This is a genomic window from Bradyrhizobium sp. USDA 10063 (assembly GCF_054063735.1).
The window spans coordinates 208469-220405 of the sequence record NZ_JBSSGP010000002.1; the positions used below are offsets into that span (position 1 = coordinate 208469).

The window sequence follows — 11937 nt, forward strand, 5'->3', positions numbered from 1 at the left end:
GTTGACGGTTTCCCGCAAGGACAAATCATTCTCGAGCGGATGGCTGTATTCGGTCGGCGACGTGGCGGTCGCGGCCGCGGCAGGAACGAAACGGCGGCCGGCTTGCCTCAGTGGGCCGGCAGCGGCGTTTTGCTCCTGACGAACTCCGCAAGGGAGCCGACGGTCTCAAAAATCTCACCGCTGAACTCGCTGCCATCGACTTCGAAGCCAAACTCCTCCTCAAGCGAGGCGAGCAGTTGGACCACCGCAAAGGAATCAAGTTCAGGCATGCTGCCGAACAGCGGGGTCGAGGCGTTGAGCGTGCTGGCCCGGTCTTCGATGCCGAGCGTCTTCACGATAGTGGCTTTGACGGTTTCAAGCGTGCGATCATCGATATTCATTTTGTCTCCAATTGCTCAAGCCTATACGAGCACCTCGACCGGAGGCGGGTGTCCCAGGAAAGCGGTGGGGCTGGCGGTGAGTCCGTAGGCGCCAGCCTGAAACAGCACGATCAGATCTCCGATTTCGGCTTGCGGCAAGCTGACATTGTCCCCGAGCAGATCCAGCGGCGTGCACAGACAGCCGACGACGTTCACAACTTCCTTGGCCTGTCCGCCAAGGCGGTTGCCGACAGCGATCGGATAGTTTCGCCGGATCACCTGTCCGAAGTTGCCGGAAGCGGCGAGCTGATGATGCAATCCGCCGTCGACCACCAGGTAGTGGCGTCCGCGCGACTCCTTGCGATCGACGATGCGGGTGACGTAGACGCCGCACTCGCCGACAATGTAGCGGCCGAGCTCGATCACCACCCGGGCCTCAGGCAGGTTCGGTTCGATGGCGGTCTCGAGCAGCTCGGCGAGATTGTCGCCGATGGCGGACAGCTCGAGCGGCTGGTCCTTGTCGAAATAGGGGATGCCGAACCCGCCGCCGAGATTCACGTAGCGGATCGGCGGAGATTTGCGGGCCAGCCCGAGAATCAGATCTACGGTCCGGCGCTGGGCTGAGCAAATCAGATCCGCGCTCAGGTTCTGCGATCCGGCGAAGACATGGAATCCGAGGAGCTCGACATCCGCGGCCGCGAGCTCGGCGAGCAGAGACGGCACCTTCTCTGCATCGACGCCGAACTGCTGCGGCCCGCCGCCCATGCGCATACCGGAGCCCTTGACCTCAAAATCCGGGTTCACGCGGATGGCGACCCGCGGGCGCAGCCCCAGCCGATCGCCGGCCTGGATCACCCGCGCAGCCTCGGTCGCCGACTCGATTTCGATGACGACCCCTGCAGCGACGGCCTGCGTGATGCTTGCCTCGTTCTTGCCGGGGCCGGCAAAGCTCACATTGGCCGGGCGCATTGGCGTGTCGAGAGCGGTCCGCATCTCGGATGCCGACGCGACGTCGAAGGCGTCCACCAGCGTCGCAAGATGTTGCACCACCGCCGGCATCGGATTGGCCTTGATCGCGTAGCTCAGCTTGATGCGCCGCGGCAGAGTGGACCTCAGCAATTTCACCCGATCGGTGAGCAACGCGCGGTCATAGGCGAAGAACGGCGTCGAGCCGACCCGGTCGGCCAGCCGCTGGAGCGGCATGCCTCCGACGGCGAGTTGACCGTCGATCTGGCCAAAAGCGGCTATGGTTGGTCGCAAGGCCAAGAGGCGAACTCCTTCTTCAGCATAACGCGGTCGAACTTGCCGTTTGGCGACCGCGGGATTTCATCCCGAATGATAACGGCCGACGGCACCATGTAGAACGGCAATCTGCGCTTCATGGCGGCGATGATTGCGGTCGTATGGTCGTGGCCATTCGCTCCAGCCGGGCTCGCGACAAGCAGGATGCGTTGACCGAGATCGCCATCCTCTATGCCGAGCGCCACGGCGTCGCGGACGAGCCCGGTCGCATAGGCTTCTTCCTCGATTTCTGTCGGGCTTATTCGGTAGCCGGAGGTCTTGATCATCTCGTCTTTGCGTCCGACGAAGTACAGGAAGCCCTCGTCGTCAGTGACCACAGAGTCACCGGACCAGACTGCTATCTCCGGCGTTCGCCATGAGGCATCGCGTCCCGGCGCCGGCCGGAATCGAGCAGCCGTGCGCTCGGGGTCGTTCCAGTAACCCATCGCAACCAATGCGCCGCGATGAACCAATTCGCCTTCCTCGCCTGGATTGCATCTGGTGCCGTCGGGCCGGACCACCAGGATCTCGGCATTTGGGATGGCCTTGCCGATGGAGCCGGGCCGGCGGTCGATTTCGGCCGGGTCGAGATAGGTGGAGCGGAATGCTTCGGTCAGCCCGTACATGAGATACGGTTTTGCCTGCGGGAAGTGGGCTCGCAGCCTGTCGAGGACAGGCTTGGGCATCTTCCCGCCGGTGTTTGCGAAATATCGCACGGTACGTGCTGCCTCAGGAGGCCACGCCTGCTCGACGATCTGGATCCACAGCGGCGGCACGCAGGTCAGCCCTGTGACTCCATGCCGGGCGCAGAGCTGCACGACGTCGCGGGGCAGGAGGTAGTTCATGAGCACCACATGCGCGCCAACGCTGAAGGCGGTGGTGAGCTGGCTGAAGCCGGCGTCGAAACTCAGCGGGAGAGCGGCCAGGATGACGTCGTTGGCCGTGTTCGCCAGATATTGGCTCACACTCTCGGCGCCAACAATCAGGTTTCGGTGACTGAGCACAACGCCCTTGGGTTTGCCTGTGCTGCCGGATGTGTAGAGGATCGCAGCCATGTCGAGATCAATGGCGGCGCTTCTGATCGGGGCGGGATCTCCGGATACAGGCGATTGCGGCCAGCGGTGGATCGCTGTCCCTTTGTTGGGCGACACGCTCTCGGATGCAGCGTCAACCAGCAGGATGTGCTCGACACTGGGACAGGCGCTGAGGACGTCGCTCAGCAACTCCAGTCGCTCCGACGAGGTGACCAGTACGCGCGCTCCGCAGTCGGCGAGGATGTGTCCCACCTGATGCGGCCGCAGAAGGGGATTGATCGGCACGAAGGTTCCGCCGGCAGCGGAAGTGCCGAAGATCGCCGCGACGGTCTCGATGCGCTTTTCCAGAAACACCGCGACGCGCTGTTCGCGTTCAAGACCTAGGCTGGTGAGATTCGCGGCCACCGAGCAAACCTTGCGCCACAACTCGGCGTAGTTCAACGTCGTGCTCTTGTATGTCAGCGCCCGCGCCTCCGGATGCGAGGCGGCGCGATGCTGGAGCAGGTGGTGCAAGCTCGTCCTTATCATCGTCTGGCCCATGTCCAACCTGTCTGCCGCTTTCACCAGGCTACGCAGGTGAGTTCACTGTAGAGATCGTCGATCTGGTCCGGGCGCAACGTTGTGCTCCGATACATCTTCGGTCTCGGCGATTTCAGCATGATCGACCGCTTGGGGCGGTCGCCCACCACACGCAGCTCGGCCAGCGTCGCCAGGATCCCATGGCGAAGCAGCAGATGGCGGGCAATATGCTTGGCGCCCCTGCGGAACAGCTCCCGGTTTCCGACGTACAAGATCGAGGCAAACAGCGGAAGGTTCTTGCGTCGGGCCCTGCGGAATATGACGTAACACGACGTGTCGCCTTCAACGACCACGATATGGCGTGCTGCAGCCGTCCGCGCGTGATCGCGATAGATCTCCAGGTCGCGCCCGCGCAAAGTGCGCTCGATTTCCCGTGGCTCGGAAATGATGCGCACGCGCCGCGACAGGAGCGGCCACGGCAGATTTGGGACGAGGGCGGTCGCCACGTCCAGTTGGGAGAACTTCAGCCTGATATTGAGCGGTATCACGTTTCCGCTCGGCGAGAGATCGGTGAAGTGGTAGCCTTTCTGTGCGAGCAGTGCGTTGAGCAGCAATACGCTGCGCGAACGATATTCGTCGAGCACGCACCAGGCAGCCAGATTGCAGAACCGCTCCGCTTGGCCCTCGATCTTCCGCTCGGAATAGAACGCCAGATAGACGCCGACTATCCGTTCGCCTGCGCGAAGCAGGAAACCATGATTCGGCTGGCTGCAAGCCCATGGCGGGGTGATTGCGGCCTCCCATTCGGCGCTTGCGATGCGCGTATTTAGTTCGACGTGGAGAAACTCCGCCACCGCGCGCACATCTGCGGAGGTGATGGGATGAAGCGTCGCCGCGCCCGCCGATTTGCTCAACGTCCACCTATTCAGCGGATGCAGCACTTCGGGACGATGCGGCTGCGTGGCAGCGTGTTGACTGATTGCGGAGCGTGCGTTTGAGAACATTGAATGAGCAGGCGCTGGTCGTCGGCGAACGGATCGGTTGGCTCATAACTGCTTTGGTTGCTTGTAAGATGCGAATTGCCTGGGGGCCAATTTTGGATCCGCCGGAAACGACTTGTGGCTTCTCAGCTTCCTCTTCAGTGCGGACACGTATGGAGCCCAGGCATAAGCGCCGTTGTATTTCAGAAAAAATTCCAGACGCCCGTCGAATGGATCAACTTTCACGCGCCCCCTGACCAGCGCAGAGCCAGTCGTGTCCACAAGGGCAGGCGTGGTGCTGAACACGGCTTCATAGCCGGCCATTCTGCACAGTTCGATCGTTGAAGAATCGTGATCGCCATAGGGAAGGGCGAATAGACGAATTTTTTGTGTCGTCAGGCCTTCAAGATCGAGGCGCGACCCCTCGATTTCCTCCCGAGCGTCGCTGGGGGCCAGACGCGAGAGGCGAGGGTGTGTGCGGGAATGCGCCCCCACTGTTACGAGCGCCGACGGCAGCCTCGCGATCTGTTCGGCCGACATCACTGTCTCGATAGAGTCGGGGCTGCCTTTCGTCATCGACCAAGGTGGAGGGCCCCCCAATGCCCGGGTTGGGACGAAGATTGTTGAATGAAACCCGCGGGCGGTAAGCGCGGGTAAGGCATTCTTGGCGACACTGACATATGCGTCGTCAAACGTAATCGCGACGTTCGGCTTACCCGAAGGCAAGCTTCCACGGTGCGATGCCGGCACGACCCTGGCCGTTCGTCGGATCGACTCCAACTGGCGCACGAAATTCGATCGATACGCGTCGGGTATGCCATGGTAGTAGAGGATGACCAGCCTGGGGGCCGGCGAACGTCCTGCTAGCTCCAGCACCAGTCGAGACAGTCCTTGCGCGAGATAATAGAGCAGGCTGATAATCAACTTTGCGGTGCGCTTGGCCGTTGGCCCGACCGAGATTTCATGCCCGACCTGCAGCAGTTTCTCTTCGGGCGCGGCAGGCGGTGCTTCAGCGGGAGTCGGTCGTGAATTCTCGGTAAAACCGATCCCTCGACCGCGCAGCTCCGTGCGGCCGGTCCAGCCGCCTGATAGAAAGCTCGTCAACACTCCGGTCACCCGCTGTATGTCCTCGATTGACATATAGGACTATATCAAAATAAATAAATTAAATCCAGAGAGTTAAATTCCAATATTTATATTTACCATAATACCGAAATTTCGGATTTATACCGCGCCGCAACACCCCATTTCGGGTCAGGATGACGATCGAATTGCTCCGCTGGGGTTTGGTGGCCTGCGTAAGCCCTGAGCATAATTCCAGCGGGCATAGGTGTTTGAAGCATCAGAAGGAGAGGAAGAATTGCAAGAAATCTCAAAACACAGGCGGCCTTTTTCGGCCGCACCGGGACGGACAGCCCGCGGGCGGGTCGAGGCAGGTCCAGTCGCCAACATAGGTTGCATTGCGCTGTGTCAATGAGGCGCGTATTTATTTTGATATTTATTCTGAGATATTATGGTTTGTCTGTCGGTGTGCGAAATTTAATGCGCGGCACGCGATAATGGGAGCAGCATAAGGATTATGGCACGGTCACTTCTAAGTTCCGCTCGAATTCAAATGGCTCGGCGGGGACGACAACTGACAGATATCTGGTTAGCGGAAGGATACCGCGGAATCACTGAGCGGGTCAGAACTGCAGCCGCCACCTGGATGCGTCCCAAGCGAATTGCCTGGCCGGTGTTACCGGAAGACGTTCTAGCTGCCGACCTGAGTCGGCTCCGCCCAAGATCGATATCCAGAATTAGGTCGCACGATCCGATTTCGATCAACTGGGTGACCACTCCCTCGGGACCCGGATCCGGAGGCCACACAACCTGTTTTAGGATCATCAAGTATCTCGACAAAGCCGGATACGACAATCGGATTTTTTTCTACCACATTCACCGCGCCGACCAGAAGTATTTCGAAGGCGTCGCGCGTGATTACTATGGGCTGACCTGCCCGATCGGTGATCTTCGCAATGGAATGCCGGACGCTGACGCGGTGGTTGCGACAAGTTGGCCAACTGCCTACGCGGCGTTCAATGCGGCCTGTGCGGGGAAGCGCTTCTATTTTGTCCAGGATTTCGAACCATATTTCGACCCCGTTGGCGCCTACAGCGTGATCGCAGAGAATACTTACCGAATGGGCTTCCATGGCATCACGGCGGGAGCGTGGCTAACGCAGAAGCTTTCGCGTGAGTATGGGATGCAGTCTGACTATTTTCCCTTTGGCTGTGATACGTCTCGCTACCGTCTTGATCCGGCCTCCCGGCGTTCAGGAGTCGCATTTTATGTGAGAACTGGAACGCCCAGGCGCGGGACTGAGCTCGGACTGCTAGCTCTCGAGCTCTTTGCGAAACGGCAACCCGAAGCCCAAATACACTTGTTTGGTGAGAAGCTGGAGGGCCTGACCTTCAAGTTTATCAATCACGGCTTGGTCAGCCCAGCCAAGCTCAACGCGATATACAACCAGTGTTTCGCAGGGCTCTGTTTGTCATTCACGAATCTTTCCCTGGTTCCGTACGAGATGCTCGCCGCAGGTTGTATCCCGATCATCAATGATGCCGAGCACAATCGCGTCGTGCTGGACAACCCGCACGTCCGCTACACCGCTCCAACTCCCCACGCCTTGGCTGCGGCATTGGAAGATCTCATGCGAACGACCGACTTTAGCGCGCTGTCACGAGTTGCAGCGGAGAGCGTGAAATCAGCAACGTGGGACGACGCGGGAGCGGCAGTCGACGCGGCCTTCAAGCGCGCCTTGAATCCCTCACGCCAGGCGCAAAATCTGCAAAGCGTCCTGGCGCCGGTGCGTTAGAGCGTATTCGAGCGAGGTGGACACCGGTTCGCGTGAAGAAAACGCGTCAAAACAAGAATCTGGAGCTTAGGTTCTGATTCAATCAGAACCGAAGCTCTGGCGCGGCGCCGCCGGCGCTCAGCAGCCCCAAACCTCTCAGCTGCCGCCGTCAGTGTTGCAGGGCTGCGCACGCACCACCGTTGTCAGCTGGTTTGAGGAGTCGATCGTGACGATCTGCGCGTCCCATCCGCTGACCGCCGAGCACTTCACATCGATCGGGCGATATCCCCACGAGCCATTGACGATGCGCAGACCACGCACGGAGCCCGGTGTCCCCAGCCGAAAAGGCGCGCCGCCGCCTTGGACAAGCAGCCCATCAATATCGACGGATTCGTTGCCCTGGCTGTGTGGGTAAAAGAAGGGGGCGGTGCCGCCGCATGTGCCAGCTTCCACCATATGCAACGTCACATTGCGGACTGTCAAAGCCGGCCCGTCGTAGCCCTGGATCCCGTCGCCGTGCCAGTCGCGGCACAGGTCCGGAGAGATGACCTTGACGTAGCTGTCTTCGATCCTGACGGCTGTGCAGCCGCGGGTCCGTGCGCCAACACGGAAGCCTTCCGGCAGCCCTTCGATCTTCACTCGACGGGCTATGTAACCACCGGTGCCGACTGCGGGCGCGTCGGCGTCGGTCGTAGTCTGGCCCGGCGCCCGTACGAGCGACACGTCCTCAAGGACGAGCCCGTTGCGGCATTGGCCGTTGGCATCGTTGAGGATGTGACCACCCTGGATTTCGACCCGCCGTACCGTAACATTGTCCGCGTGGATGACGAGGTCGGCGTTGACAAGTCGCACATCTTCCAGCACGGCGCCGCGCTCGGAGATCCGTAAGGTTCTGGTGTAGGTGGTGGTCGGCTTCCAACCGGGAGGCACGCCGGTCGTCGACGCATTTGGAAAGGAGGTCCTGGCGGGTTGCGGGGCAGGCCCTTCCTCTCCTAACGCGGCGGACGCGAGCATCGAGACCGCTACCGCGACGCCCGCGCCCATCGTGCGCGCAATACTGCTATGGCGATGGGCTGTGCGAGCTCCAATGGCAGACATGTTGCACCTCCTTGTGAGCGACTGGACAAGCCGGAGCGTGAAGTCGGATTGGCACCTGACGGTCTTGCAGTCCGGCACGCGTCTACGCATTGGCCTCGCTCCGGCGATCTGCCATGTTGCCGTCAGTCGTTCATTGTCGAGCTTGTGCACTTGCAGGCAGCATGGCGATCTCGTGCCAGCACCCGCGCTGGGACACCGACCGCAACGGCGCCGGGCGGAACGTCGATCAGAACAACGGCGTTAGCACCCACCGTCGCGTTTGCACCGATCTCGATCGGTCCCAGCACGCGACATCCAGCTCCGAAGAACACGTTGTCTCCGACGGTCGGCCAGCGCAACTTCTCGCGGCGGCCTAACGTCACGCTACCCATCATCGAAACGTTCGTACCCATGGATTCCACCACGATCACGCAACCGACCGGATGGGCGATGTACAGTCCGCCGCCGATCGTCGCGCCAGGCACCAGCTCGAGCCCGTAAAGCCTCAGCAGTCGACGTTGCAAAACGCCGGGCAGCAACTTCACTTTCCGACGATGCATCAGCGTGGCAAGCCGGAACCATGCCATTGCTCGCAGAGGGGGATGCCGAAAGAGCAGCTTGAGGAGCAACAAAGGTGTGAGCTCGCTTCTGTCAGCAACATCTTCGGGGCGGACCCAACGGCACGCGTCCATCTGAAGTAGATCGAGCGCGCCACGGACCGTTCCGTCGCCGCCAGCATGAAGCTGGGTCTCTATAACGTCTTGCTTCGTCACTGGTCGAAGCTCCTCAGATTCCGTTACTGGCCGTCCACGCGCGTGACATTGACACGCTGATGATGCTCTTACTGTCCTCGCCATCGAGCAATTCAATTCCACCCCCGGGACTGCTGGCGCGCATTCCAGTGCGACAAGCGATCTCTTGCAAGTAGATTGCTTTCAGTGGCCCTCGCCAACCTGGGTTGTTTGGTGTCCATCAACCATGCACCACTTCCCAGGATGAACATGAACCACGCATAAATTCCGTGCGAAAAGTGAATGGTGATGCCCACGAACAAGAATGTGATCATGGAAATCAAGTATGCCACACGGCAAATCTCGACCGTTCTGTCTGCGCTCTTAGCGGTAGTGACCGCAACCATCGTGTAAATACAGGACCCCAACAGCAGGACGAGAGCGGGAATTCCGTGCCTCATGGCGGTCAATAGCCAGAAGTTATCCACACTGTCAGATGCCATCCACCTAGGTCGCTCCCAATCTGCCAGACCTATTCCAAGCAATGGATGATTAAGTACCGAGGCACTTCCGAAATCCCAGATCGCGACACGGTACCATCCCGTCGTGGGGTCGAATGTGAAGTGCGAAATGAAGAACTTTGCTGCGCCTTGATTGGATCCAAGTTGGACCGCCAAGACTGCTACGGCGACGATGCTCCAGAGTATCGCCCACTTGCTGTTATTGCGCCGGAGAAGCCAAGCATATATCATCAGCATGACTTGGAATACGAGACACGAAATCGGCGCTGACGACATCGACAAGAAGGCGGTGCCCGCCACTCCCGCGGTCAGGAGCCATCGTGAGGCAGCGTTGCAGCCATGTCCCCAGGCGAGGTGGGTCAAGGCTACGATGCTGGTACAGAAAAGGCCGAATTCGATTGAATGACTAAACGGTCCCTGAACCCGCCAAAAGCCCCACCGGGGAACCATCATTGTAACTTCTACGGTCGGAAAAACGACGCTCAACGTCGATAGGAGCGGCTTGTTTCCTGTGATCCATTCGTAGACAGCAAACGGTGACAGGGCCAAAACAACCATCGTCACCATTAAGACCATTCCTCTGAAGTCAGCCGCATCGCGAACATAGCGGCGCGCGAGGAGGTAGGCTCCCATCGTTTCTATAAAAAAGATGCCAGACGTTTGAGTGGCAGCAGAGCCATCATGTGCAGCAAACAGGGAAGCTGCAGCCCAAATGGAGTAGAAAAAAAGCGCAAGATCCGGAAGTCTGAAGCCGAGCGTCCCGCGTATCCAACTCAAAAGACACGGCAGCAGGGTTACTAGCAGAACGAGACGATAAACCGACAGGTTCATTGGCCCTAGGGTAATGATCCATGGGACAGCCAATCCGACGAGGAACATGATGACGGCCCAATGCGGTCTGTTCCAGGTGGCTCCCCCCGCTGGTTGGCCTGTCTGCAAAGAGAAGTCGCGCCGTGCAAGGGCGCCGTCTGCCCCGGGCAGCAATGAGCGCTGGGACCTTATTGCGAAAGCTGCTGTACCTGCCATCCGGAGACCAATGATCAACTAGCGCGAATTTCCCGAGACCATATCCGGCCGAGAGCGTGCTGGCCGCATTCTGATGCTACTCTGTCGATCGCTCTCCGACCCCGCGCTTTTGAAGCCAGCGCCGGCAGCCGGCCGCCGCGAGCTCACTATGCTCGATACAGAATTCGCATGGGAGCGCCTGCATCTTCTTGCGATCTTGCTCGACGGGTTTGTTCGCGTGGATCTCTTGTGAAACGCTTGCTTCGTATTGACGACACATTGCAGCGAGATTCCTTTGCTCCCAGTTCAATCAGCAGCTTGCCAGGGGGCGCTTCGAATGCCGGGCGAACCCCGTATTTGCTCCCATTTCATTTCTCAATCAGGGCGAACAACATGCCGGCCGAGCAAAATTCTGAATAATCGATGGAGTTAAAACCGTCCGACTGATGTTGTTATCGTCATTTTGGAATATTTACTCCAATTTTTGCATGAATTGCAATGTGTTAACTGGATGCGTCGTTAATTTCATTAAATTAACTGGTTTATAGAATAATACCAGAAATTAAATCTTGATCATATAAAATAATCGCGTTTAATAGGCGTCCAGGTCATTCATCCGGAGGACGGCCATGGTTAGCTCGGCCCAGCGTGCGGTGTCTGTTGACGCGGAGCCTTTCGGCGTCAGATCGTTTCTTCCCATCAAGAAAATGGCGCAGCACGGCGACCAATGGGCTCAGCAGTATCGCAACAATCGACCGTTCCCACACATCGGGATCGATGATTTTTTTGACGACCATATTATTAGGACCGTGGTCGCGAACTACCCTGGCGAATATGACGCATCGTGGGATCGTCGATTCCTCGATGCTGGAACCTACGAAGAGCAAAAGCTTGGTCTGGATCGTCTGGAGGATTTTCCGCCTTACATTCAGCAATTCGTCAATGCGTTGAATTCGCGGGTCTTCATGGAGTTCTTGGAGAAGCTTACGGGTATCCAGGGCCTGATACCCGATCCGTATCTCTCAGGAGGCGGTCTGCACATGATCCCGCGAGGGGGCCGTCTTGCCATCCATGCGGATTTCAATACCCACAGGGAGCTCAGACTCGATCGCCGGCTCAATCTGCTGGTGTACCTGAATTACGATTGGCAAGAGGAGTGGGGCGGGGCCCTCGAACTCTGGGACAAGGACGTCAAGACAAAAGAGAAGGCGTATTTCCCCATCGCCAATCGCATCGTCGTCTTCACAACGACCGACACCGCGTATCACGGCCATCCTGATCCGCTGACAAGTCCAAAAGGAAAGTATCGGCGGTCTATTGCCTTGTATTATTATACGAATGGTCGTCCCGAGGAGGAGAGATCGGATGATCACACGACGATATTCAAGATGCGTCCGAACGAGGTCCGTCGACGACGCGTACTTGACGTGATGAAGCCCTTTGTTCCGCCAATTGTCTGGCAGCTTCCTCGGTTGTTCAGAAAGTAGCAGTGACCTTCGTTAGGCGATAGTAGCGGCGGGGGCTCGCGTGGAGCCCCCGGCATCGCGCTGCGGCAGCGCCCGGCGCGGATGGCAGGCGAAGTCGAACTCCAACG

Annotated in this window: 10 protein-coding genes; 2 read left to right on the forward strand and 8 right to left on the reverse strand. The window is 58.9% G+C overall.

The annotated features are described in order from the left end of the window. Positions 1-107: 107 nt before the first annotated feature. From ACVJGD_RS02920 to ACVJGD_RS02940, 5 genes are all read right to left on the reverse strand, one after another. Positions 108-380: an acyl carrier protein gene (locus ACVJGD_RS02920; RefSeq protein ID WP_456632949.1), complete on the reverse strand. Its 273-nt coding sequence runs from the start codon at positions 378-380 to the stop codon at positions 108-110. A gap of 21 nt (positions 381-401) precedes the next feature. Next, positions 402-1625 carry a pyridoxal-dependent decarboxylase, exosortase A system-associated gene (locus ACVJGD_RS02925; protein WP_456632950.1) on the reverse strand — a complete coding sequence of 408 codons (1224 nt, stop codon included), beginning with the start codon at positions 1623-1625 and terminating at the stop codon, positions 402-404. Continuing rightward, positions 1604-3214, reverse strand: a complete 1611-nt coding sequence (locus ACVJGD_RS02930) for an acyl-CoA ligase (AMP-forming), exosortase A system-associated (RefSeq protein ID WP_456632951.1) — start codon at positions 3212-3214, stop codon at positions 1604-1606. The genes ACVJGD_RS02925 and ACVJGD_RS02930 overlap by 22 nt, the downstream gene beginning before the upstream one ends. Before the next feature lie 20 nt (positions 3215-3234). Then, entirely contained in the window at positions 3235-4107 is an 873-nt protein-coding gene (locus tag ACVJGD_RS02935) for a hypothetical protein (protein ID WP_456632952.1), read from the reverse strand. A gap of 132 nt (positions 4108-4239) precedes the next feature. After that, a complete protein-coding gene (locus ACVJGD_RS02940) occupies positions 4240-5313 on the reverse strand; it encodes a polysaccharide deacetylase family protein (RefSeq protein WP_456632953.1) in 1074 nt (357 codons plus the stop codon). Between the two features lie 691 nt (positions 5314-6004). Here ACVJGD_RS02940 and ACVJGD_RS02945 point away from each other — a divergent pair. Then, entirely contained in the window at positions 6005-7030 is a 1026-nt protein-coding gene (locus ACVJGD_RS02945) for a rhamnosyltransferase WsaF family glycosyltransferase (RefSeq protein WP_456632954.1), read from the forward strand. Between the two features lie 135 nt (positions 7031-7165). On the opposite strand, the gene ACVJGD_RS02950 is transcribed toward ACVJGD_RS02945, so the two are convergent. The 3 genes from ACVJGD_RS02950 to ACVJGD_RS02960 all read right to left on the reverse strand — a co-directional run bounded on the left by ACVJGD_RS02950 (position 7166) and on the right by ACVJGD_RS02960 (position 10217). After that, on the reverse strand, positions 7166-8107 hold the full coding sequence (locus ACVJGD_RS02950; protein ID WP_456632955.1) for a hypothetical protein: 942 nt from the start codon (positions 8105-8107) through the stop codon (positions 7166-7168). A gap of 122 nt (positions 8108-8229) precedes the next feature. Further along, positions 8230-8859: a serine O-acetyltransferase gene (locus ACVJGD_RS02955; protein WP_456632956.1), complete on the reverse strand. Its 630-nt coding sequence runs from the start codon at positions 8857-8859 to the stop codon at positions 8230-8232. A gap of 92 nt (positions 8860-8951) precedes the next feature. After that, positions 8952-10217, reverse strand: coding sequence for an O-antigen ligase family protein (locus tag ACVJGD_RS02960; RefSeq protein ID WP_456632957.1), 1266 nt, complete (start codon positions 10215-10217; stop codon positions 8952-8954). Between the two features lie 755 nt (positions 10218-10972). Here ACVJGD_RS02960 and ACVJGD_RS02965 point away from each other — a divergent pair. Further along, the gene (locus ACVJGD_RS02965; RefSeq protein WP_456632958.1) at positions 10973-11830 is read left to right on the forward strand and encodes a 2OG-Fe(II) oxygenase; all 858 of its coding nucleotides are present in this window, start codon (positions 10973-10975) and stop codon (positions 11828-11830) included. Positions 11831-11937 lie beyond the last annotated feature (107 nt).